General features: G+C 56.3%; 1 protein-coding gene. It reads right to left on the minus strand.

The genetic code is table 11. From position 1 onward, the window contains the following. A partial coding sequence (locus tag ACXRVY_RS30080) for an ABC transporter ATP-binding protein (RefSeq protein ID WP_458239084.1) occupies positions 1-850 on the minus strand: 850 nt, incomplete at its 3' end. Positions 851-1,229: the final 379 nt, after the last annotated feature.

A 1,229-nucleotide genomic window follows, 5' to 3' on the forward strand; every position in this document is an offset into this window, starting at 1 on the left:
ACAAGGTGGTTTTCGTGCCACGGGCGGTACTCGCGGATTTCGACCCAACGGCCTTCAACCGAAGGTTGCCGACTTGCACTTGGCAGTAATCCCMGTCGCGCTCGATGACCTCCCCCGTCAGCCGGTTGTTTTCACCGATGAAGCTGGCAACGAAGGCGGTCTCGGGTTTCTCGTACAGGTCGGACGGATTGGCCAGTTGCTGAACCACACCATCGTTGAACACCGCAATGCGATCAGACATGGTCAGTGCTTCAGTCTGATCGTGGGTGACGTAAACAACGGTAATGCCAAGTTGCTTGGAAAGACGCTTGATCTCGTACTGCATTTGCTCGCGCAGTTGTTTGTCGAGCGCGCCGAGCGGCTCGTCCATGAGCACCAGGCGAGGTTCAAAAATCAGCGCCCGAGCCAGGGCCACTCGTTGTTTCTGCCCACCGGACAGTTGTGCGGGCATGCGATTGCCCAGCGGGCCCATGGCGACCATGTCCAGGGACTTCTTGACTTTGTCCTGGATGTCGCTTGAAGACAGGCCGCGCACCTTGAGCGGAAAAGCCAGGTTCTCAGCAATGGTCATGTGCGGGAACAAGGCATAGTTTTGAAAGACCATGCCGATACCGCGCTTCTGTGGCGAGATGTCGTTGACCGGCTGGCGGTCGACGGAGATTTCCCCGTGAGTGACGGTTTCAAAACCCGCCAGCATCATCAGGCACGTTGTCTTTCCAGAGCCGGACGGCCCAAGCATGGTGATGAATTCGCCGCGCTGAATATCCAGATTGAAGTTTTTGACCACGAGGTTTTCGCCGTCGTAGCTCTTCTGCACATTGCGAAAACTCACAAAGGATTCTGTTTGCATGTGAACACCCTTCTGCAATTCTTTGATCAGCTAAGTGCGAAGCCGTCTTAAACGGCGCTCACACGGTTTCTCTTGTTCGCGTGGACACAGGACAGCCATCAATCAGGCGTACGGACGCCCAGGTCTGATGGTCGACGCGGCAAACTCAAGAGGAATCTTTCGGCAGAAAAGGCCCAGGGCGAGCCCGGAATCGATAAGGTGTGATGGAGCGGCACAAAGCTGCGCACCCGACGGGGTTGGCGACGACTTGGACCTGGCGATGCATTTTGCATTCATGGTTGTCTCCGGCGATTTTTGCGCCTGGCCCGGAGTCGAACCTCCGGGCACTGCGCGATTCAATCGACTTGTTGTTATGACGTTTCTATACCGTGCCTGAGCG

The sequence above is a fragment of the Pseudomonas sp. P5_A2_2 genome (assembly GCF_054177685.1).